Source organism: Pseudomonas segetis, assembly GCF_900188155.1.
GTDB lineage: Bacteria > Pseudomonadota > Gammaproteobacteria > Pseudomonadales > Pseudomonadaceae > Aquipseudomonas > Aquipseudomonas segetis.
Genome location: NZ_FZOG01000002.1, coordinates 643,025 through 661,714, shown reverse-complemented (window position 1 = coordinate 661,714; position 18,690 = coordinate 643,025). Strand labels below are relative to the sequence as shown.

Here is an 18,690-nt window from a genome sequence, read left to right as displayed (position 1 = left end):
CATGAGCCTCTCAGTTATTCAGATGGTTAGCCAGGATGATATTCCGGCTAACCTGCAGCAAGCGCGCAGGCTGCTTGAAAATGCTGCCGAGCAAGGTGCCCGCCTTGCTGTACTGCCGGAAAACTTTGCCGCAATGGGGCGTCGTGACTACAACCAGATTGGTCGTCAAGAGGCGCTGGGGCAGGGGCCGATTTTGCCATGGTTGAAACAGGCCGCTCGCGACCTCAGGTTATGGATAGTGGCCGGCACTATTCCATTGCCGGCTGATGGCAAGCCAGACGCCAAGCCCAATGCCTGCTCTTTGTTGATTGATGCGGATGGCGAGCGCGTTGCGCGCTATGACAAATTGCACTTGTTTGATGTTGATGTCGCAGATAATCGTGGTCGCTACCGAGAGTCGGATGACTATGAGTTTGGCGCCCATGTGGTGGTCGCCGATACCCCCGTCGGGCGTCTTGGATTGACGGTCTGCTACGATCTGCGGTTTCCTGAGCTTTATGGCGCCCTGCGTGAAGCCGGTGCCGAGTTGATAACAGCGCCGTCCGCATTTACCGCAGTGACCGGCGCTGCACATTGGCAGGTGCTGATACGTGCGCGTGCCATTGAGACGCAATGTTACCTGCTGGCTGCCGGGCAGGGCGGTGTTCACCCTGGCGGTCGAGAAACCTATGGTCATTCAGCCATTGTGGATCCATGGGGCCGCATTTGTATAAGCCAGGCACAAGGCGAAGGTGTCCTGGTTGCACCGCGAGACGCTGTCGAGCAGGCTTCGATTCGTCAACGCATGCCCGTGATGGGGCATAAACGATTTTTTGCAGCGGCCGAACCGCGGCTGCCAGGTTTGGAGTAGTTATGAGCGAGATGTTGGTGTCGGTGAGCGATCACCTGTTAAGTCCGGGTGGCCTGACTATCGATAGTTTGCCGGGCGTTCTGGGCGAACTGGCCGGGCCTGGAATTGATGCGGCTGATTTGTACTTTCAAAGCCAGGTATCTGAAACCTGGGTGCTGGAAGACGGTATCGTCAAAGAGGGCAGTTTCAATCTTGATCAAGGTGTTGGTGTACGTGCCCAATCCGGCGAGAAAACCGGCTTTGCCTATAGCAATGCGATCACCGCCGAGGCCTTGAGTCAGGCCGCTTTGGCTGCGCGCTCTATTGCTCGTAGCGGCCAAAACGGCTGCGTTCGCGCCTTTAGTGCCACAGATGTTACTGCGCTGTATGCGCCAAACAACCCGCTTGATGTCATGAGTCGTGCCGAGAAGGTTGAGCTGCTAAAACAGGTTGACCAGGCAACCCGAGCGCTCGATTCGAGGATCAAGCAAGTCACCGTAAGCCTGGCTGGCGTGTGGGATCGTGTCATGGTCGCCTCGACCGATGGCGCGCTCGGTGCTGATATTCGCCCCTTGGTGCGTTTTAACGTCAGCGTTATCGTTGAGCAAAATGGACGCCGTGAACGCGGCGGGCATGGCGGCGGCGGACGCACCGATTATCGCTACTTCCTCAACGAGGATCGCGCCATGGGCTACGCCCGCGAAGCCTTGCGTCAGGCCTTGGTCAATCTTGAAGCCATCGCTGCACCGGCTGGCAGCATGCCGGTGGTGATGGGGGCAGGCTGGTCGGGTGTGCTGTTGCATGAGGCCGTTGGCCACGGTCTGGAAGGTGATTTCAATCGCAAAGGCAGTTCTGCTTACAGCGGCCGCATGGGCGAAAAAGTCGCATCGAGCCTGTGCACCATCGTCGATGATGGCACCTTGGCTGAGCGGCGTGGTTCCCTGAGCATGGACGACGAAGGAACGCCTACGCAGTGCACCACGCTGATCGAAAACGGCGTGCTCAAGGGCTATATGCAGGACAAGCTCAATGCTCGCCTGATGGGCGTTCGTGCCACGGGTAACGGGCGGCGTGAGTCCTATGCGCACTTGCCCATGCCACGTATGACCAACACTTACATGCTGGCAGGCGAAAGCGATCCGCAAGAGATTATCCGTTCGGTGAAGAAGGGCCTTTACTGCGCCAATCTGGGTGGCGGGCAGGTCGATATCACCAGCGGCAAGTTCGTTTTTTCAACCAGCGAAGCCTATCTGATCGAAGATGGCAAGATCACCGCCCCCGTCAAGGGCGCAACCCTGATCGGTAACGGCCCTGAAGCCATGAGCCGGGTTTCGATGGTAGGGAATGATCTCGCGCTGGACAGCGGCGTAGGCACATGCGGTAAAGATGGCCAGTCTGTCCCGGTCGGGGTGGGCCAGCCTACCTTGAAAATTGATGCTATTACCGTCGGTGGTACCGGCGCTTAAGATTAAAAGGCTGCAATCTTTAATGCAAAAAGCTGCAGGGCGAGCCGTTGCAGCTTTCAGGCGCGGGAGGGACCCCGTGCAGTGGTGTTGGACAGATCAGCGCAGGCCGCGCTTGCTCTCGTCCAGTTCGCGGATGTATTTGAAGATTTTACGCGAGGCCGTAGGCGCCTTGTTTTGTGCGGTTTCATGCTGGCCCTGGCGGATGAGTTGGCGCAGGTGCTGACGATCGGCCTCGGGGTATTCGCCGACGAAGCTTTCAAGGGTTTCGTCGTTGCCGTTGAGCAAGCGGTCGCGCCAGCGCTCAAGGTTGTGAAAGCGTTCGTTGTACTGGCGGGTCGAGGCGTCCAGTTGATCGAGCAGGGTCAGGATCGCGTCAGTGTCCTGATCGCGCATCAACCGGCCGATAAACTGGCTATGGCGTTTTTTCGCCGAATTAGCCGTGTGTTTGGGCGCTTCTGCCAGCGCGGTACGCAGCTCTTCGGTGAGAGGGAGTTTGTTTAGCAGGTCAGGCTTGAGGGCCGCCAGGCGTTGACCGAGCTCTTGCAAGGCATGCAGTTCGCGTTTGACCTGGGTTTTACTCTTCTCTGTGGAGAAGTCGTCAAGGTATTCAGACATGGGGGCGATCCAGTGGAAAACCCCGTCATGATAGCAGTTAGTTCCGAGTTGTAAGCGGTTGGGCCCGACAGGGTGCGGCTCACAACGAAAATAATTTCAGGAGTAGGTATGAGTTCAGTAGACGTCGTTGGCCCACAAGCGGTGCCGCAGTTACAGGCTCAGGTGGAGCAGATCATCGCCGAAGCCAGGAAGCAGGGCGCAAGTGCCTGTGAGGTTGCGGTTTCTGTTGAGCAGGGCTTGTCGACCACGGTGCGCCAGCGTGAGGTCGAGACCGTTGAGTTCAATCGTGACCAGGGCTTCGGCATCACCCTGTACCTGGGGCAGCGCAAAGGTTCTGCAAGTACCTCGGCCACGGGTGATGCGGCTATTCGGGAGACGGTAGCGGCTGCGCTGGCGATTGCCAAGCACGCCTCTGAAGATGAATGCGCGGGCCTTGCAGATGCAGCGTTGATGGCGCGGGATCTACCGGATCTGGATTTATACCATGGCTGGTCGATTACTCCCGAGCAGTCGATCGAACATGCCTTGCGCTGCGAAGGCGCAGCATTCGACGCCGACAAGCGAATCAAGAACGCCGATGGCACCTCCTTGAGTACGCATCAGGGCTGTCGTGTCTATGGCAACAGCAATGGTTTCATCGGCGGTTACGCAAGCACCCGGCACAGCTTGAGCTGCGTGATGATCGCCGAAGACAAGGGGCTGATGCAGCGCGATTACTGGTATGACGTCAATCGCCAGGGCGAACTGCTGGCCAGTCCGGAAGCCATTGGTGCGCGCGCGGCCATGCGTGCTGTCAGCCGTCTTGGTGCACGGCCGGTGCCAACCTGTGAAGTACCGGTGTTGTTCGCCGCTGAGTTGGCCACGGGCTTGTTCAGCAGCTTTCTGGGGGCTATTTCGGGCGGCAGTATCTATCGCAAGTCTTCGTTCTTGGAAGGGGCTATTGGCCAGCAGCTTTTCCCGCAGTGGCTGAGTCTTGATGAGCGTCCGCATATTCCGCGGGCAATGGGCAGCGCGTCGTTTGACGGCGACGGCCTGGCGACTTATGCCAAGTCCTTTGTCGAGAACGGTGAGTTGCTGTCCTATGTGCTCAGTACTTATTCCGGGCGCAAGCTGGGAATGCCAAGCACCGCCAACGCCGGTGGCGTGCATAACCTGTTTGTCACCCATGGCGATGAAGACCAGCAAGCACTGATCAAGCGCATGGGACGTGGCCTGCTGGTGACCGAGTTGATGGGCCACGGCCTGAATATGGTGACGGGTGATTACTCACGCGGTGCCGGCGGTTACTGGGTCGAAAACGGCGAGATCCAATTCCCGGTCCAGGAAGTAACCATCGCCGGCAATATGCGGGATATGTTCAAGCAAATCGTTGCGGTAGGGAATGATCTGGAGTTGCGCAGCAGCATCCGCACCGGTTCCGTGCTGATCGAGCGCATGACAGTTGCAGGTAGCTGATCAAGCAGGGCGGATGATTTGTCATCCGCCCATTGGTTTGCGGCAATCGCGCACTATTCGCCTTCATCGAAGTAGTTGTTGATCAACTCGAGCAGGGCATCGAGCGCCTGTTCATCCTGCTCGCCTTCGGTTAGCAGGTGTACCGAGGTGCCTTTGCCTGCCGCCAGCATCATCACCGACATGATGCTTTTGCCGTCGACCAGGCTCTGTGATGTACGGCCAATCTTGATGCTGCAAGGATACTGTGTGGCAACGCCGACAAATTTGGCGGCAGCCCGTGCGTGCAAACCGAGCTTGTTGATAATGGTTACTTCGCAGGCGGGCATCGCGGCAATTCCTTAACTGAGGTCGCGGTGGCGAGTCTGGACGTTTTTGAGCTGGGCCTTGAGCGCTTTGCCCAGGCGGTTGGCGATATACACCGAGCGGTGATGCCCACCCGTGCAGCCAATGGCGATCGTCACATAGGCGCGATTGCTGGCCGCGAAGCGTGGCAACCATTTGCTCAGGTAGGCATGGATGTCCTGATACATCTCCTGGACATCCGCCTGGCTGTCAAGATAGTCAATAACGGGTTTCTCAAGCCCCGAGAAATCGCGTAGTTCAGCGCGCCAATACGGGTTTGGCAGGCAACGCACATCAAATACCACATCTGCGTCAACCGGCATGCCTCGCTTGAAACCAAAGGATTCAACCAGAAATGCAGTGCCCGGATCCGGCTTGTTCAGCAGGCGCAAGGCCAAGGTGTCGCGCAGTTGGTAGAGATTCAGGTGGGTGGTGTCTATCTTCAGGTCGGCCAGATCAATGATTGGCTCAAGCAGCAGGGTTTCATCGGTAATGGCTTCCGCCAATGACCGATTGTCGTTGGTCAGCGGATGGCGCCGGCGCGTTTCAGAGAAGCGTTTGAGCAGCGTTTCTTCGTTGGCGTCCAGGTACAGCAGGTCGCACTGAACATTGCGCGCACGGACTTGCTCAAGCAACTCGGGAAACATGTTCAAGTCGCTTGGCAGGTTGCGGGCATCGATCGACACCGCGACATTGGGGTGAGCTGAATCTTTCTGCTGAAACGCTCGTTCAGCTAGCTGGGGAAGCAAGCTGGCCGGCAGGTTGTCTATGCAGTAGAAACCGTTGTCCTCAAGTACATCAAGGGCGGTGCTTTTACCTGATCCTGAACGCCCGCTGACTATTATCAAGCGCATGTAGGTTCTCTGTCGTTTAGCTGTTGTTCTGTACGTCGACAACAACCTGGTACAGGGCTTCATTGCTTTGTGCCTGGCGCAGTCGCTCACGGACGTCGCTGCGGTCAAGCATGCTCGCTATTTGACGAAGCAGCTCTAGGTGTTCATCCGTAGCGGCTTCAGGAACCAGTAGCACGAACAGCAAGTCAACCGGAGCGCCATCAATCGCGTCGAAGTCGACAGCTGAGTCGAGCTTGAGCAAGGCGCTGATGGGGGCATTGCATGCAGGCAAACGGCAGTGTGGAATGGCAATGCCATTACCAAAACCAGTGGACCCGAGTTTTTCGCGGGCGATCAGGCTTTCGAAAATGTCTTGTCCATCGAGGTCGGGCAATTCGCGCGCAACCAGGTTGGCAATCTGTTCGAGAACGCGTTTTTTACTGCCGCCCGGCACGTTCACCAGGGAACGGCCGGGGGTCAGGATATTTTCAAGTCGGATCATAGGAGTAGGGCGATATCAACGGGCCATTGCGCCCTGTTGACGGTCGAGCTGCTTTTCCTTGTGCTTGATAAGTTGTCTATCGAGTTTGTCGGTCAGTAAATCGATTGCTGCATACATGTCATCATGTTCGGCGTTGGCGACTATCTCGCCGCCTGCAATGTGTAAGGTGGCTTCGATCTTCTGCTTGAGCTTCTCGACCTCCATAATGACTTGTACGTTCGTGATCTTGTCGAAGTGGCGCTCTAGTCGACTGAATTTTTCGTCGATGTACTCGCGCAGGGCGTCGGTCACATCCAGTTGGTGTCCACTGATGTTGACTTGCATACCGCTTTCTCCTTGTTGCCGTGTGTAAGAGACAGGCCGAGTTGCCTGCCGCCGGAACACTGTGGCGCGTAAGACCCCCAGTAACCGAGCCTGACACCTTTACGCCCTTAGTATGGCTGCTTTTAGCTAAGAGCGGGTCAGTTCGATAGTGATTGAGACGATCTTCCTGTTCATCAGCTGTTACATCAATCGCTTGCGTTCACTTGAAGGCGCGATACCGAGTGATTCCCGGTATTTAGCAACTGTGCGTCGAGCTACTTGAATGCCTTGTGTCTCCAGTAAACCAGCGATCTTGCTGTCACTCAACGGCTTTTTTGCATTTTCCGCTGCAACCAGTTTTTTGATGATCGCGCGGATCGCTGTAGACGAGCATTCTCCGCCTTCGGAGGTGCTGACGTGGCTGGAGAAGAAGTATTTCAACTCGTAAATGCCACGGGGGGTGTGCATGAATTTCTGGGTGGTGACCCGGGAAATGGTCGACTCGTGCATGCCCACCGCTTCGGCGATATCGTGCAGCACCAGTGGTTTCATCGCCTCGTCGCCGTAGTCGAGAAAGCCCCGTTGATGTTCAACGATCTGGGTCGCAACCTTCATCAGCGTTTCGTTGCGGCTTTGCAGGCTTTTGATAAACCAGCGGGCTTCTTGAAGCTGGTTGCGCATGAAGGTGTTGTCGGCGCTGGAGTCAGCGCGGCGCACAAAACCCGCGTATTGCGCATTGACGCGGAGTCGGGGCATGGCTTCCTGGTTGAGTTCAACCAGCCAGCGCTCGTTGTGTTTGCGCACAATGACATCGGGTACCACGTATTCGGGTTCGCTGGACTCAATCTGCGAACCCGGTCGTGGGTTGAGGCTCTGGATCAATTCGATGACCTGGCGTAGCTCGTCTTCCTTGAGCTTCATGCGGCGCATCAGCTGGCTGTAATCGCGGTTGCCCAGCAAATCCAGATAGTCATTGGCGAGTCGTTGCGCTTCGGCAAGCCAGGGGGTCTTGGCTGGCAGCTGGCGCAGTTGCAGGGTCAGGCATTCGCGCAGGTCGCGGGCGGCAATGCCTGAGGGTTCAAACTGCTGGATGCGGTGCAGGACGGCTTCTATTTCGTCCAGTTCGATGTCCAGTTCCGGGTCGAAGGCTTCGAGAATCTCTTGCAGGGTTTCTTCGAGGTAGCCCTGGGGATTGATGCAGTCGATCAGGGTAACCGCAATCAGGCGATCCTTGTCGGACATGGGGGACAGGTTGAGCTGCCAGAGCATGTGGCTCTGCAGGCTATCGCCGGTCGAAGTGCGCGTGGTGAAGTCCCATTCGTCGTCATCGCTGCTGCTGGGCAGGCTGCTGGCGCTGGTTTGGTAGACATCTTCCCAGGCGGTATCCACTGGAAGTTCGTTGGGGATACGCTCGTTCCACTCGCCATCCTCGAGGTTGTCCACGGTTTGCGGAGCATCCTGGAAGCTGGTTTCCTGGAAATTGTCCTGCTGTGCAGGCTGCTCGGCGGTGGCGGTCTCGGCGCCGTCGGCCATGGGGTCCGAGTTGTCGAAGTCTTCGCCGTCTTCCTGACGTTCGAGCATTGGGTTTGACTCCAGTGCCTCTTGGATTTCTTGCTGGAGATCCAGGGTCGACAGTTGGAGTAAGCGAATGGCTTGTTGCAGCTGAGGAGTCATCGTCAGCTGCTGGCCCATCTTCAGGACTAGCGATGGTTTCATTGCAGACCTTATTTACCGGCGTCTTTGCGCAATCCACTACAGGGCGCCTGATGGGCGCCTCAAGGAAGCAAATTATATGCCCGAATTGCAGTGCTTTGCCTAGCAGTTGACGCTAATCGGTTGAGAAAAACCGGGTTAAAGGCGGAATTCATGGCCCAGGTAGACTTCTTTTACCGTCTGGTTGGCCAGAATCGCTTCCGAGTTGCCTTCCGCAATGAGCTGGCCGTCGCTGACGATATAGGCTGTTTCGCAAATATCCAGCGTTTCGCGCACATTGTGGTCGGTGATCAGCACGCCGATACCCTTGGCTTTCAAGTGGTGGATGATTTGCTTAATATCGCCAACCGAGATCGGGTCAACACCGGCAAATGGCTCATCAAGCAAGATGAATTTCGGTGCTGTTGCCAGGGCGCGGGCGATTTCAACCCGGCGTCGCTCACCGCCGGACAGGCTCATGCCCAGGTTGTCGCGAATATGGTGAATATGGAACTCCTCAAGGAGGCTTTCCAGTTCAGCTTCACGGCCAGCACGGTCAAGTTCTTTGCGAGTCTCAAGAATCGCCATGATGTTATCGGCAACGCTGAGCTTGCGGAAAATCGATGCTTCTTGAGGCAGGTAGCCAATGCCGGCACGTGCGCGGCCGTGCATGGGCTGATGGCTGACGTCGAGGTCGTCAATCAGGATGCGTCCCTGGTCAGCCTGCACTAAGCCCACGATCATGTAGAAGCAGGTGGTCTTACCTGCACCGTTAGGGCCAAGCAGGCCGACGATTTGGCCGCTGTCGATGCTCAGGCTAACGTCACGGACAACCTGGCGGCTTTTGTAGCTTTTGGCCAGGTGTTGGGCTTTCAATGTAGCCATTAATTACTGCCCTTGGGTGGGTTTGTTCTTCGGCTGGATCACCATATCGATGCGTGGGCGCGGCGAGGTCACCTTGGTGCCTGTTGCGCGGCCAGCATTGACGATTTGGCGCTGCGTGTCGTAGACGATTTTCTCGCCTTCGAAGGTGTTGCCCTCTTGAATGACCTTGGCTTGGTCAATCAGGACAATACGTTCATTGGCTGCAAAATATTGGATGGTCAGGCCGTAGGCTTTGACGATTTCTTTGTCTACCGCAGGTTTCTGCTCATAGTAGGCCGGGCGTCCGACTGAAGTGAAAACGTCGATTTCGCCTTTGGCATTCTGGGTAATGGTGACCGTGTCACCGGTGATTTTCATCGTGCCTTGAGTGATGACGACATCGCCGCGATAAACCGCAACACCTTGCTTGTCGTCAAGTTCTGCGCTGTCTGCCTGCACGCGAATCGGTTGATCGCGGTCAGTTGGCAAAGCCCAGGCATGAACGCTTCCTAGCGATGCACCCAAGCTGAGCAGAAGGGGGAGGGTTTTAACGAACCTCATGCTGGCCTCTTACGTTGGACAGCAAGAGCATCCTGCTGTCATTTAAATACGCTTTCATTCCTTGCGCCGTGGTCACCCCATTGGCTGCGTCGATTCTAACGGCTTGCTGCGTCTGCGCATATTCCTTATCGGGAATTACAGTCAGGCGACTGGTCGTAAGCAGTGTTGGCCGCCCCTTTGCATCGGTGCGTTCAACGCGAACCTTGTCAATCAGCTCGACCTCCTTACCGCCCGGGGAGACTTCGCCTTTTTCACTTTGGACATGCCAGGGCAGCTCTGTTCCGCGGTATAGCAGCAAGTCGGGTTGTGTCAGGTAGGAGATGTCCGAGGCTTTGGCATGCTCGACTTTGTCGGCTGTGAGCTCGTAATGCAATTTCCCGTCGGGTTGATATTGCACGGTTTTGGAGTTGACCACATAAAAGTCAATTGTACTTTGCGACGTGGTCTTTGCAGGTTTGTCCGCGAAGCTGTCCGGGTTGATATTCCAATACCCGGCAGCTGCCACGAGCAGTACGCCGAGTATGAGGAGCAGTATGTTCAGTGGCTTGCGCATAGTTTGCTGTTCTACAGGTAGGCTGCTTGAGCAGCTTCAAGGGTGCCCTGGGCGAGCATGATTGATTCGCAGAATTCGCGTGCTGCGCCTTCTCCGCCCCTGGCTTGGGTTACCGCGAACGCGTGTTGACGCACAAAAGAATCAGCGTTGGCTACCGCGACACCCAGTCCCACCCGGCGAATCACTGGCAGGTCGGGCAAATCATCTCCCAGGTAGGCAACCTGTTCATAGTCTAGGCCGAGTTCGCCAAGGAGCTCGTCGAGCACTGCAATTTTGTCTTCTCGGCCTTGGTAAAGGTGTTGAATCCCCAGGTTTTGTGCACGACGTTCCACCACAGGGGTTTTGCGTCCGCTGATTATTGCGGTGCGTACGCCCGAGTTGATCAGCATTTTTATGCCGTGGCCGTCGAGCGTATTGAACGTCTTGAATTCGCTACCATCGACCAGGAAGTATAACTTGCCGTCCGTCAGCACGCCGTCAACGTCAAAAATCGCCAGTTTGATCGCACGGGCTCGTTCTTTGAATTCTGGGGTCATCACATTACTCCGGCACGTAGTAGGTCGTGCATGTTCAGCGCGCCAATTGGGCGGTCGTTGTCATCAACGACCACCAGCGAGCTGATTTTATGGTCTTCCATGATCTTCAAGGCCTCGGCGGCGAGCATTTCGGCGCGGGCGGTTTTGCCACGGGCGGTCATGACTTGATCGATGGTTGCTTCACGTAGATCAATTTCCCGATCCAGAGTTCTGCGCAAGTCACCATCTGTAAAGATTCCGGCCAGTAAGCCGTTTTCATCGATCACGACTGTCATGCCCAGGCCTTTCTGGGTCATGACCAGTAAAGCCTCGCGAAGCGAGGTGCCTCGCTTGACTGTAGGCAAGCCGTCGCCGGTATGCATGACGTTTTCCACTTTCAGCAACAAACGCCTGCCGAGGGCACCACCCGGATGCGAAAAGGCAAAGTCTTCAGCAGTAAAGCCGCGAGCCTCAAGCAGGGCGATCGCCAGTGCATCGCCCAGCACCAGCGATGCGGTGGTCGATGAAGTGGGGGCCAGGTTAAGCGGGCAAGCCTCTTTCGATACGCTGGCATCGAGATTGACTTCGGCGGCCTTGGCCAGAGCCGACTCGGGGTTGCCTGTCATGCTGATCAGTTTGATGCCCAGGCGCTTGATCAGTGGCAATAGGGTCACGATCTCAGCGGTCGAGCCCGAGTTGGAAAGCGCGAGTACCACGTCGTCGCGGGTGATCATGCCCATGTCGCCGTGACTGGCTTCGGCGGGGTGGACAAAAAAAGCCGTGGTGCCCGTGCTGGCCAAAGTAGCGGCGATCTTGTTGCCGACGTGACCTGATTTACCCATGCCGACTACAACGACCCGGCCTTTGCTTGAAAGGATCAGCTCGCAGGCGCGGATGAAATTGTCATCAATCCGGGGCAGCAGTTCTTCAACTGCTTCGAGCTCTAGGCGAATGGTGCGCTGCGCGGATTTGATCAGGTCGTTTGACTGGTTCATAGCGGTCGGCCAGGTCGTGCTCTGTAAAAGCCAGCGATTATAGCCCGAAAGCGTTGCTGGCTCATCTTAGAATTGTGTCGCACTTGTGTGCTGGTTATGAGTATGAGTGCTTTGCCGTGTTTGCTAATATTGGGAGCGCTTCTGGGGGTGGTGGTATGCTGCATCCCCAATTCGGCCCTAATGGTTGGCATGGTGTCTTCGGTTTAATGCCATGCGTCTACCAAGGGAGTTGTTCGTAAGGAGTTTAGATGGGCGCCGATAGTCATTACGCGGTTGAGCTTAAAAACGTCAGTTTTAAGCGCGGTGACCGAGATATTTTCAAGAATATCGATGTGTGCATCCCGCGCGGCAAGGTGATCGGCATCATGGGGCCTTCCGGAAGCGGAAAGACGACCCTGCTGAGGCTGATAGCCGCTGAGCTTAAGCCCTCTGCCGGGGAGGTGTGGGTCAATGGAGTCGACCTGCCGACGTTGTCGCGCAGTGAATTGTTCGACATGCGCAAGCAGATGGGCGTGCTGTTTCAAAGTGGCGCGCTGTTTACCGATCTCGATGTATTCGAGAACGTGGCCTTTCCCTTGCGTGTGCATACCAAGCTTCCAGACGAAATGATTCGCGATATTGTGCTGATGAAGCTGCAGGCTGTCGGCCTGCGCGGCGCAATCGACCTGATGCCGGATGAGTTGTCGGGGGGCATGAAGCGTCGCGTGGCGCTGGCGAGGGCCATTGCTCTTGATCCGCAGATTCTGATTTATGATGAGCCTTTTGTTGGCCAGGACCCCATCGCGATGGGGGTGCTGGTTCGATTGATCCGTTTGCTCAATGACGCACTGGGTATCACCAGTATCGTGGTTTCCCATGACCTGGCTGAAACTGCCAGTATTGCTGACTACATCTATGTCGTGGGCAATACCCAGGTGTTGGGACAAGGCACGCCCAGTGAGTTGATGAAGTCGGACAGCCCGCGAATTCAGCAATTCATGCAGGGCGCAGCCGACGGCCCGGTACCCTTTCACTTTCCGGCGGCTAGTTACCGCGACGATTTACTGGGGGCGCGCTAATGCGCAAAAGAACACCAATCGAACGGGTGGCATTGCTGGGGCGCGCCGGTATTGATGTGGTCGCAACCCTGGGGCGCTCATCAATGTTCCTGGTGCGTGCCCTGTTAGGGCGCGGTACCTCTGGCAACTCATTTCACCTGCTGGTCAAGCAACTGCATTCGGTGGGGGTCATGTCCCTGGCGATCATTGTGGTGTCCGGCCTGTTTATCGGCATGGTCCTGTCGTTGCAGGGCTTCAATATTCTGTCCAGCTACGGCTCGGAACAGGCGGTTGGGCAAATGGTTGCCCTGACCCTGTTGCGCGAGCTGGGACCGGTTGTTGCCGCGTTGTTATTTGCCGGGCGTGCTGGTTCCGCGCTAACGGCCGAGATCGGCAACATGAAATCCACCGAGCAACTTTCAAGCCTGGCCATGATCGGTGTCGATCCGCTCAAGCATATTGTCGCGCCAAGGTTGTGGGCCGGCTTTATCTCGATGCCCTTGCTGGCGATGATCTTCAGCGTGGTCGGTATCTGGGGTGGCGCCATGGTCGCGGTCGACTGGCTGGGCGTTTATGAAGGATCGTTCTGGTCGAACATGCAAAGTAGCGTGTCCTTTACCGATGACGTGCTCAATGGTGTGATCAAGAGCATCGTTTTTGGATTTGTCGTGACCTGGATTGCCGTGTTTCAGGGCTATGATTGTGAGCCGACCTCGGAAGGCATCAGTCAAGCCACTACCCGAACAGTGGTCTATGCCTCTCTAGCTGTATTGGGCCTGGACTTTATTCTGACTGCTTTGATGTTTGGAGATTTCTGATGCAAAACCGCACACTGGAAGTTGGTGTCGGCCTGTTCTTGCTGGCCGGATTGCTGGCATTGATGTTACTGGCTCTGCGCGTCAGCGGTCTGACAATGGGTAGCTCTGAAGATACCTACAAGGTCTATGCCTACTTTGACAATATTGCGGGCCTGACCGTGCGTTCCAAGGTGACCATGGCCGGGGTGACAATAGGCAAGGTCGTGGCGATAGATCTGGATCGTGATAGCTATACCGGCCGCGTCACCATGTCCATCGACAAGGAGGTCAATAATTTGCCAGAAGATTCGACCGCCTCAATTTTGACGGCCGGCCTGTTGGGTGAGAAATACATCGGTATCAGCGTGGGGGGAGAAGAAGAGGTGCTCAAAGATGGCGGCACCATTCATGACACCCAGTCGTCGTTGGTCCTAGAAGACCTGATTGGTAAGTTCTTGCTTAATTCCGTAAACAAAGACGAATCCAAATAACGGGGACTGATAATGCTCAAAGTACTTCGTAACAGCCTTGTCGTATTGCTGGCGGCGTTGCCGCTGCTCGCCGTTGCTGCGCCAAGCGCAAACGAGGTGGTCCAGCAAACCACCACCAAGCTGCTCAATGACTTGAAAGCCAATAAAGAGCAATATCGCAGTGACCCTGATGCCTTTTATCACGCTCTGGACTCGATCCTGGGCCCGGTCGTCGATGTTGATGGTATCTCGCGTGGGGTCATGACCGTGCGTTATTCGCGCAAGGCAACCCCGGCGCAAATGGAGCGCTTCCAGACCAACTTCAAGCAAAGCCTGATGCAGTTCTACGGCAATGCGCTGCTTGAGTACAACAACCAGGACATTCGTGTCCTGCCGCCCAGCGGTGCTCAGGATCCAGAGCGGGCTACGGTCAACATGGAAATCAAGGACGGTAACGGCACCATTTATCCGTTGGCCTACACCATGGTCAACAAAGGCGGTTCATGGGTGATGCGCAACATGATCATCAATGGCATCAACGTCGGTAAGCTGTTCCGCGACCAGTTCTCACAGTCGATGCAGAAAAATGGCAATGATTTGGACAAGGTGATCGACACCTGGCCTGAGACCGTTGCCAAAGCACGCCAGGCCAAGGGTGAGTCGTGAGCCAGGCAAGTATCGATGAGCTATCGCCCGGGGTATTCCAGCTTTCGGGTGTGATTGACTACAGCTCCGGGCCGCAGTTGCGTAAAGAGGGTGGCAAGCTGCTCAAGGCATGCAATGCCAGCACCTGCGTCATCGACTGCGGTGCAGTGGAGAAATCCAGCAGTGTCGGGCTTTCGCTATTATTGGCCTTTATGCGCGATGCCCAGAGCAAAGGTAAAAGCCTGGAAGTGCGCAACCTGCCTAAAGATATGCAGGAAATTGCCAAGGTTTCCGAGCTGCTGGAGATTTTGTCTGGCCAGCAGAGCCCCGGAGCGACAAGCCCAACTCTACCTTCGGTCGAGTAGTAGTGCCGCACCCTTACCTGCGGATGCTTGTGGATTCGCAGGTTCCTGGCTTTTTTTGTATGATGCGCGACCCCGAGAGCTCAGGCTCCGCTGTCGCTAATGAATACGCTGATTGAGGTTGATCATGCAGGCCCTAGAAGTAAAAAGTCTCCTGGAGGCTAAACTGCCGAATACACAAGTCGAAGTTGAAGGCGAAGGCTGCAACTTCCAGTTGAATGTGATCGGCGATGAAATGGCTGCCCTGAGCCCCGTTAAGCGTCAGCAGCAGGTCTATGCACACCTGAATCCATGGATTGCCGATGGCAGTATTCATGCTGTGACTATGAAATTCTTCAGCCGTGCCGCATGGGCCGCGCGTTCCTAGAGGCAGCGAGACAGTAATGGATAAATTAATTATTACCGGTGGCGTTCGTCTTGATGGCGAAATCCGCATTTCTGGTGCAAAGAACTCCGCACTGCCGATCCTGGCTGCGACCTTGCTCGGTGATGCCCCGGTCACCATCTGCAATTTGCCGCATTTGCACGACATCACGACGATGATCGAGCTGTTCGGGCGCATGGGCATCGAGCCGATTATCGACGAGAAGCTTTCCGTCGAAGTGGATGCGCGGGCGATCAAAACCCTGGTGGCGCCTTACGAGCTGGTTAAAACCATGCGCGCTTCGATTCTGGTGCTGGGGCCAATGGTTGCACGTTTCGGCGAAGCCGAAGTCGCGCTGCCTGGCGGCTGTGCCATTGGCTCGCGTCCGGTCGATCTGCATATTCGTGGCCTTGAAGCCATGGGCGCAGTGATCGATGTTGAAGGCGGCTACATCAAGGCCAAGGCACCGGAAGGTGGTTTGCGCGGTGCCCGTTTCTTCTTCGATACCGTCAGCGTCACCGGCACTGAAAACATCATGATGGCCGCCACCCTGGCCAAGGGCCGCAGCGTACTTGAAAATGCCGCGCGCGAGCCTGAAGTGGTTGATTTGGCAAACTGCCTGATCGCCATGGGCGCCAAGATCCAGGGCGCCGGTACCGACACCATTACCATTGATGGCGTTGAGCGTCTCGGTGGGGCACGCTTTAGCGTAATGCCTGACCGCATTGAAACCGGTACTTACCTGGTTGCCGCTGCTGCGACCGGTGGTCGGGTCAAGCTCAAGGATACCGACGCCTCGACGCTGGAGTCGGTGATTTCCAAGCTTGAAGAAGCGGGCGCTGAAATTACCTCGGGTCCTGACTGGATCGAGCTGGACATGAAGGGTAAGCGTCCCAAGGCCGTGACCTTGCGTACCGCGCCTTATCCTGCGTTCCCAACCGATATGCAGGCTCAGTTCATTGCGCTCAATGCAATTGCCGAAGGCAGTGGCGCTGTGATCGAAACCGTTTTCGAAAACCGCTTTATGCACGTCCACGAGATGATCCGCATGGGCGCGCAAATCCTGGTTGAGGGCAACACTGCCGTTGTAACTGGCACCGATAAGCTCAAGGGCGCGCCTGTAATGGCCACCGACCTGCGTGCTTCGGCCAGCCTGGTTATCGCCGCATTGGTGGCTGAGGGCGATACCTTGATCGACCGCATCTACCACATCGACCGTGGTTATGAATGCATTGAAGAGAAACTGCAACTGTTGGGCGCCAAGATTCGCCGCGTTCCGGGCTGAGTTGCAACGCATGTCCCGCCAGTCAGATTGCGGGTAACGCGAACTTGGAACTTCAAGTTCGCGACGTTTAGCTTTTAAGGATTTACAACCATCATGCTCACCATCGCGCTGTCGAAAGGCCGCATTCTTGATGACACTCTGCCGCTGCTTGCTGCTGCTGGGATTGTGCCTACCGAGAACCCTGAAAAAAGCCGCAAGCTGATTATCCCGACCACTCAGGATGATGTGCGCTTGCTGATTGTCCGGGCGACCGATGTGCCGACCTATGTTGAGCATGGTGCCGCCGATTTGGGCGTTGCCGGTAAAGATGTGCTGATGGAGTACGGTGGTCAGGGCTTGTACGAGCCGCTGGACTTGCGGATTGCCAAGTGCAAACTGATGACCGCAGGTGCAGTGGGTGCTGCCGAACCCAAGGGGCGCCTGCGTGTGGCAACCAAGTTCGTCAATGTGGCCAAGCGTTACTACGCCGAGCAGGGGCGCCAGGTTGATGTGATCAAGCTTTACGGTTCCATGGAACTGGCGCCGCTGGTCGGCCTGGCAGACAAGATCATCGATGTTGTCGATACCGGTAATACCCTGCGCGCCAATGGTCTTGAAGCGCAGGAACTGATTGCAACCATCAGCTCACGCCTGGTGGTCAACAAGGCTTCGATGAAAATGCAGCATGGGCGTATCCAGGCATTGATCGACACCTTGCGCGAGGCCGTCGAGTCCCGACACCCCAATTAATACCTCTACGCAGCCCAGTGCTGCGTCCGCCTATCCGTGTCATAGCCAGAATTCTCAGGTGCCCGCGCGGTGCGGCTGGTATTCTACGGGCGCTTGAGCATTTGCTAATTCAAGAGGCCCGATATGACCGCTCCCATCGCTATACGTCGACTCAACGCCACTGATCAAGGCTTTGCCCATGACCTTGATCATTTGCTGAGCTGGGAGAGTGTGTCGGACGACGGCGTAAACCAGCGGGTGCTGGAGATCATCGCCGCTGTGCGCAGTCGGGGTGATGCCGCGTTGGTCGAGTACACCCAGCGTTTCGATGGCCTTGAAGTGGCCAGCATGGCTGACCTGATCCTGCCCCGTGAGCGCCTGGAGCTGGCGCTGACCCGCATTACTCCGGCTCAGCGTGAAGCACTGGAAGTCGCTGCGCAGCGCGTGCGCAGCTATCACGAGAAGCAAAAGCAGGATTCATGGCGTTATACCGAAGCTGATGGCACCGTCCTTGGCCAGCAGGTCACGCCGCTGGATCGTGCGGGCCTGTATGTCCCGGGCGGCAAGGCAACCTACCCGTCGTCGGTGCTGATGAACGCAATTCCGGCCAAGGTTGCCGGAGTGGCCGAAGTGGTCATGGTTGTGCCGACCCCGCGCGGTGAGATCAATGAGATCGTACTGGCGGCCGCTGCCATTGCGGGTGTCGATCGGGTCTTCACCATTGGGGGTGCCCAGGCAGTAGCGGCACTGGCCTATGGCACCGAGAGCGTGCCGCCGGTCGACAAGATTGTCGGCCCGGGCAATATCTATGTGGCAACGGCAAAGCGTCACGTCTTCGGCAAGGTGGGTATCGATATGATTGCCGGCCCTTCCGAAATCCTGGTGGTGTGCGACGGCCAGACCGATCCGGACTGGATCGCCATGGACCTGTTCTCCCAAGCCGAGCACGATGAAGATGCCCAGTCGATACTGGTCAGCCCGGATGCCCAGTTCCTCGATAAGGTCGCGGCATCTATCGCCAGGCTGCTACCAACCATGGAGCGGGCTGAAATTATCCGCACCTCGCTACAAGCGCGTGGCGCCTTGATTCAGGTGAGCGACATGGAGCAGGCCATTGAGGTGGCGAACCGGATTGCCCCGGAACACCTTGAGCTGTCCGTGGCAGAGCCCGAGCAGTGGTTGCCGCAGATTCGTCATGCGGGCGCGATCTTCATGGGTCGCTACACGGCTGAGGCCCTAGGCGACTACTGCGCGGGGCCGAATCATGTGTTGCCGACATCGGGCACTGCTCGCTTTTCATCGCCACTTGGGGTCTATGACTTCCAGAAGCGCTCTTCAATTATCTACTGCTCGGCCGAGGGCGCCTCCGAACTGGGTAAAACCGCTTCAGTTCTGGCGCGCGGTGAGTCGCTGACGGCTCATGCACGTAGCGCCGAGTACCGGATTAAAGACTGATTCAGTCAATTTGGGGTGGACGGCTTCACCCCGTCGGATTTT

At 56.5% G+C, this 18,690-nt stretch carries 23 protein-coding genes; 12 read left to right on the top strand and 11 right to left on the bottom strand.

Going from position 1 to position 18,690, the window contains the following annotated elements; translation table 11 throughout:
- Position 1: 1 nt before the first annotated feature.
- Together CHB79_RS08970 and tldD are read left to right on the top strand one after the other, a co-directional pair.
- Positions 2 to 850, top strand: coding sequence for a carbon-nitrogen hydrolase family protein (locus tag CHB79_RS08970; RefSeq protein ID WP_089359619.1), 849 nt, complete (start codon positions 2 to 4; stop codon positions 848 to 850).
- Between the two features lie 2 nt (positions 851 to 852).
- Positions 853 to 2,295, top strand: coding sequence for a metalloprotease TldD (gene tldD / locus CHB79_RS08965; protein WP_010489794.1), 1,443 nt, complete (start codon positions 853 to 855; stop codon positions 2,293 to 2,295).
- A gap of 96 nt (positions 2,296 to 2,391) precedes the next feature.
- Here tldD and yjgA read toward each other — a convergent pair whose 3' ends face one another.
- On the bottom strand, positions 2,392 to 2,910 hold the full coding sequence (yjgA, locus tag CHB79_RS08960; protein ID WP_010489796.1) for a ribosome biogenesis factor YjgA: 519 nt from the start codon (positions 2,908 to 2,910) through the stop codon (positions 2,392 to 2,394).
- Positions 2,911 to 3,018: 108 nt separating this feature from the next.
- Here yjgA and pmbA point away from each other — a divergent pair, with 108 nt between their 5' ends.
- The gene (pmbA, locus tag CHB79_RS08955) at positions 3,019 to 4,365 is read left to right on the top strand and encodes a metalloprotease PmbA (protein ID WP_010489798.1); all 1,347 of its coding nucleotides are present in this window, start codon (positions 3,019 to 3,021) and stop codon (positions 4,363 to 4,365) included.
- Positions 4,366 to 4,418: 53 nt separating this feature from the next.
- Here the strand turns inward: pmbA and CHB79_RS08950 are convergent, their stop codons facing one another.
- From CHB79_RS08950 to CHB79_RS08905, 10 genes are all read right to left on the bottom strand, one after another.
- Entirely contained in the window at positions 4,419 to 4,691 is a 273-nt protein-coding gene (locus tag CHB79_RS08950) for an HPr family phosphocarrier protein (protein WP_089359618.1), read from the bottom strand.
- 12 nt (positions 4,692 to 4,703) lie between these two features.
- The gene (rapZ, locus tag CHB79_RS08945; protein WP_089359617.1) at positions 4,704 to 5,561 is read right to left on the bottom strand and encodes an RNase adapter RapZ; all 858 of its coding nucleotides are present in this window, start codon (positions 5,559 to 5,561) and stop codon (positions 4,704 to 4,706) included.
- Between the two features lie 16 nt (positions 5,562 to 5,577).
- Complete coding sequence (gene ptsN / locus CHB79_RS08940; RefSeq protein ID WP_010489804.1) at positions 5,578 to 6,042, bottom strand: PTS IIA-like nitrogen regulatory protein PtsN; 465 nt, start codon at positions 6,040 to 6,042, stop codon at positions 5,578 to 5,580.
- Between the two features lie 15 nt (positions 6,043 to 6,057).
- Positions 6,058 to 6,366 (bottom strand): ribosome hibernation-promoting factor, HPF/YfiA family, encoded by a 309-nt coding sequence (gene hpf / locus CHB79_RS08935; protein ID WP_010489806.1) that lies wholly within the window; start codon positions 6,364 to 6,366, stop codon positions 6,058 to 6,060.
- A 180-nt stretch (positions 6,367 to 6,546) separates the two neighbouring features.
- Complete coding sequence (locus CHB79_RS08930; RefSeq protein WP_089359616.1) at positions 6,547 to 8,061, bottom strand: RNA polymerase factor sigma-54; 1,515 nt, start codon at positions 8,059 to 8,061, stop codon at positions 6,547 to 6,549.
- 135 nt (positions 8,062 to 8,196) lie between these two features.
- The gene (gene lptB / locus CHB79_RS08925; RefSeq protein WP_010489809.1) at positions 8,197 to 8,922 is read right to left on the bottom strand and encodes an LPS export ABC transporter ATP-binding protein; all 726 of its coding nucleotides are present in this window, start codon (positions 8,920 to 8,922) and stop codon (positions 8,197 to 8,199) included.
- A gap of 3 nt (positions 8,923 to 8,925) precedes the next feature.
- Positions 8,926 to 9,462: a lipopolysaccharide transport periplasmic protein LptA gene (gene lptA, locus CHB79_RS08920; RefSeq protein WP_010489810.1), complete on the bottom strand. Its 537-nt coding sequence runs from the start codon at positions 9,460 to 9,462 to the stop codon at positions 8,926 to 8,928.
- Positions 9,449 to 10,015 carry an LPS export ABC transporter periplasmic protein LptC gene (lptC, locus tag CHB79_RS08915; RefSeq protein ID WP_010489812.1) on the bottom strand — a complete coding sequence of 189 codons (567 nt, stop codon included), beginning with the start codon at positions 10,013 to 10,015 and terminating at the stop codon, positions 9,449 to 9,451. The genes lptA and lptC overlap by 14 nt, the downstream gene beginning before the upstream one ends.
- An 11-nt stretch (positions 10,016 to 10,026) precedes the next feature.
- The gene (locus CHB79_RS08910; protein ID WP_010489814.1) at positions 10,027 to 10,551 is read right to left on the bottom strand and encodes a KdsC family phosphatase; all 525 of its coding nucleotides are present in this window, start codon (positions 10,549 to 10,551) and stop codon (positions 10,027 to 10,029) included.
- Positions 10,551 to 11,525 carry a KpsF/GutQ family sugar-phosphate isomerase gene (locus CHB79_RS08905; RefSeq protein WP_089359615.1) on the bottom strand — a complete coding sequence of 325 codons (975 nt, stop codon included), beginning with the start codon at positions 11,523 to 11,525 and terminating at the stop codon, positions 10,551 to 10,553. The genes CHB79_RS08910 and CHB79_RS08905 overlap by 1 nt, the downstream gene beginning before the upstream one ends.
- Positions 11,526 to 11,773: 248 nt before the next feature.
- On the opposite strand from CHB79_RS08905, the gene CHB79_RS08900 reads away from it, so the two are divergent.
- The 9 genes from CHB79_RS08900 (at position 11,774) to hisD (ending at position 18,648) form a co-directional block, all read left to right on the top strand.
- Positions 11,774 to 12,583 (top strand): ATP-binding cassette domain-containing protein, encoded by an 810-nt coding sequence (locus tag CHB79_RS08900; protein ID WP_089359614.1) that lies wholly within the window; start codon positions 11,774 to 11,776, stop codon positions 12,581 to 12,583.
- Positions 12,583 to 13,380, top strand: a complete 798-nt coding sequence (gene mlaE / locus CHB79_RS08895; protein ID WP_010489822.1) for a lipid asymmetry maintenance ABC transporter permease subunit MlaE — start codon at positions 12,583 to 12,585, stop codon at positions 13,378 to 13,380. Before CHB79_RS08900 ends, mlaE begins: the two co-directional genes overlap by 1 nt.
- The gene (gene mlaD / locus CHB79_RS08890) at positions 13,380 to 13,850 is read left to right on the top strand and encodes an outer membrane lipid asymmetry maintenance protein MlaD (protein ID WP_010489823.1); all 471 of its coding nucleotides are present in this window, start codon (positions 13,380 to 13,382) and stop codon (positions 13,848 to 13,850) included. Before mlaE ends, mlaD begins: the two co-directional genes overlap by 1 nt.
- Before the next feature lie 12 nt (positions 13,851 to 13,862).
- Entirely contained in the window at positions 13,863 to 14,495 is a 633-nt protein-coding gene (locus CHB79_RS08885; protein ID WP_089359613.1) for an MlaC/ttg2D family ABC transporter substrate-binding protein, read from the top strand.
- The gene (locus CHB79_RS08880; protein WP_010489827.1) at positions 14,492 to 14,839 is read left to right on the top strand and encodes an STAS domain-containing protein; all 348 of its coding nucleotides are present in this window, start codon (positions 14,492 to 14,494) and stop codon (positions 14,837 to 14,839) included. The genes CHB79_RS08885 and CHB79_RS08880 overlap by 4 nt, the downstream gene beginning before the upstream one ends.
- Positions 14,840 to 14,963: 124 nt before the next feature.
- Positions 14,964 to 15,203, top strand: a complete 240-nt coding sequence (locus CHB79_RS08875) for a BolA family protein (protein WP_010489829.1) — start codon at positions 14,964 to 14,966, stop codon at positions 15,201 to 15,203.
- Between the two features lie 16 nt (positions 15,204 to 15,219).
- Complete coding sequence (gene murA / locus CHB79_RS08870) at positions 15,220 to 16,485, top strand: UDP-N-acetylglucosamine 1-carboxyvinyltransferase (protein WP_010489832.1); 1,266 nt, start codon at positions 15,220 to 15,222, stop codon at positions 16,483 to 16,485.
- Positions 16,486 to 16,578: 93 nt separating this feature from the next.
- Positions 16,579 to 17,214 (top strand): ATP phosphoribosyltransferase, encoded by a 636-nt coding sequence (gene hisG / locus CHB79_RS08865; protein WP_010489834.1) that lies wholly within the window; start codon positions 16,579 to 16,581, stop codon positions 17,212 to 17,214.
- A gap of 123 nt (positions 17,215 to 17,337) precedes the next feature.
- The gene (hisD, locus tag CHB79_RS08860) at positions 17,338 to 18,648 is read left to right on the top strand and encodes a histidinol dehydrogenase (protein WP_089359612.1); all 1,311 of its coding nucleotides are present in this window, start codon (positions 17,338 to 17,340) and stop codon (positions 18,646 to 18,648) included.
- Positions 18,649 to 18,690 lie beyond the last annotated feature (42 nt).

What these genes read in the sequence shown, in the direction of transcription:
- CHB79_RS08900 (WP_089359614.1), top strand. Translation starts at nt 11,774, where the DNA reads ATGGGCGCCGATAGTCATTACGCGGTTGAGCTTAAAAACGTCAGTTTT.
- CHB79_RS08905 (WP_089359615.1), bottom strand. Translation starts at nt 11,525, where the DNA reads ATGAACCAGTCAAACGACCTGATCAAATCCGCGCAGCGCACCATTCGC.
- CHB79_RS08970 (WP_089359619.1), top strand. Translation starts at nt 2, where the DNA reads ATGAGCCTCTCAGTTATTCAGATGGTTAGCCAGGATGATATTCCGGCT.
- tldD (WP_010489794.1), top strand. Translation starts at nt 853, where the DNA reads ATGAGCGAGATGTTGGTGTCGGTGAGCGATCACCTGTTAAGTCCGGGT.
- lptC (WP_010489812.1), bottom strand. Translation starts at nt 10,015, where the DNA reads ATGCGCAAGCCACTGAACATACTGCTCCTCATACTCGGCGTACTGCTC.
- hpf (WP_010489806.1), bottom strand. Translation starts at nt 6,366, where the DNA reads ATGCAAGTCAACATCAGTGGACACCAACTGGATGTGACCGACGCCCTG.
- CHB79_RS08875 (WP_010489829.1), top strand. Translation starts at nt 14,964, where the DNA reads ATGCAGGCCCTAGAAGTAAAAAGTCTCCTGGAGGCTAAACTGCCGAAT.
- lptB (WP_010489809.1), bottom strand. Translation starts at nt 8,922, where the DNA reads ATGGCTACATTGAAAGCCCAACACCTGGCCAAAAGCTACAAAAGCCGC.
- mlaE (WP_010489822.1), top strand. Translation starts at nt 12,583, where the DNA reads ATGCGCAAAAGAACACCAATCGAACGGGTGGCATTGCTGGGGCGCGCC.
- mlaD (WP_010489823.1), top strand. Translation starts at nt 13,380, where the DNA reads ATGCAAAACCGCACACTGGAAGTTGGTGTCGGCCTGTTCTTGCTGGCC.
- CHB79_RS08930 (WP_089359616.1), bottom strand. Translation starts at nt 8,061, where the DNA reads ATGAAACCATCGCTAGTCCTGAAGATGGGCCAGCAGCTGACGATGACT.
- CHB79_RS08910 (WP_010489814.1), bottom strand. Translation starts at nt 10,551, where the DNA reads ATGACCCCAGAATTCAAAGAACGAGCCCGTGCGATCAAACTGGCGATT.
- CHB79_RS08885 (WP_089359613.1), top strand. Translation starts at nt 13,863, where the DNA reads ATGCTCAAAGTACTTCGTAACAGCCTTGTCGTATTGCTGGCGGCGTTG.
- lptA (WP_010489810.1), bottom strand. Translation starts at nt 9,462, where the DNA reads ATGAGGTTCGTTAAAACCCTCCCCCTTCTGCTCAGCTTGGGTGCATCG.
- rapZ (WP_089359617.1), bottom strand. Translation starts at nt 5,561, where the DNA reads ATGCGCTTGATAATAGTCAGCGGGCGTTCAGGATCAGGTAAAAGCACC.
- pmbA (WP_010489798.1), top strand. Translation starts at nt 3,019, where the DNA reads ATGAGTTCAGTAGACGTCGTTGGCCCACAAGCGGTGCCGCAGTTACAG.
- ptsN (WP_010489804.1), bottom strand. Translation starts at nt 6,042, where the DNA reads ATGATCCGACTTGAAAATATCCTGACCCCCGGCCGTTCCCTGGTGAAC.
- yjgA (WP_010489796.1), bottom strand. Translation starts at nt 2,910, where the DNA reads ATGTCTGAATACCTTGACGACTTCTCCACAGAGAAGAGTAAAACCCAG.
- hisD (WP_089359612.1), top strand. Translation starts at nt 17,338, where the DNA reads ATGACCGCTCCCATCGCTATACGTCGACTCAACGCCACTGATCAAGGC.
- murA (WP_010489832.1), top strand. Translation starts at nt 15,220, where the DNA reads ATGGATAAATTAATTATTACCGGTGGCGTTCGTCTTGATGGCGAAATC.
- hisG (WP_010489834.1), top strand. Translation starts at nt 16,579, where the DNA reads ATGCTCACCATCGCGCTGTCGAAAGGCCGCATTCTTGATGACACTCTG.
- CHB79_RS08950 (WP_089359618.1), bottom strand. Translation starts at nt 4,691, where the DNA reads ATGCCCGCCTGCGAAGTAACCATTATCAACAAGCTCGGTTTGCACGCA.